Origin of the sequence: Streptomyces sp. PT12, from assembly GCF_003311645.1 — a bacterium.
Classification (GTDB): domain Bacteria; phylum Actinomycetota; class Actinomycetes; order Streptomycetales; family Streptomycetaceae; genus Streptomyces.
In genome coordinates, this window is record NZ_QEST01000281.1 from 1 (window position 1) to 369 (window position 369).

Below are 369 nucleotides of genomic sequence, written 5' to 3' on the forward strand. Positions count from 1 at the left end.
CGGCGGCCAGCAGCCGCCCGACCGGGGCGGCGAGCGCGGGGGATTCGCCCAACGGCGCGAGCGTGGCGACCAGTTCACCGGGAACGATCTCCGGGTACGTCAGCCGCGTCCCGTCGTGGGTGAGCGGGTGGAAGGCGAGCGGGATCAGCCGCTCGCGGATCAGGCAGCTCGCGCACGCGCGGTGCGTCCACCCGCCCCCCGACCCGGCATGGTGCACCGCCACCACGACCAGCGGCGGCATCGTCGTCCCGCACGACGCACAGCGTTCGTTCACGTTCCACCGCCCGAACCCGCGCGGGCGGCGCGGTCGCGCACCCGTTCCGGGCAGCCAGGACACAGATCAAGCGGCGTCGCCGGGGGGCATTCCCG

The 369-nt window shown here is 75.3% G+C and carries 1 protein-coding gene; it reads right to left on the minus strand.

The features are described from left to right. The coding region (locus tag DEH69_RS29940; RefSeq protein WP_147255916.1) for a hypothetical protein at positions 1-274 on the minus strand (274 nt) is incomplete at its 3' end. Between the last annotated feature and the right edge of the window lie 95 nt (positions 275-369).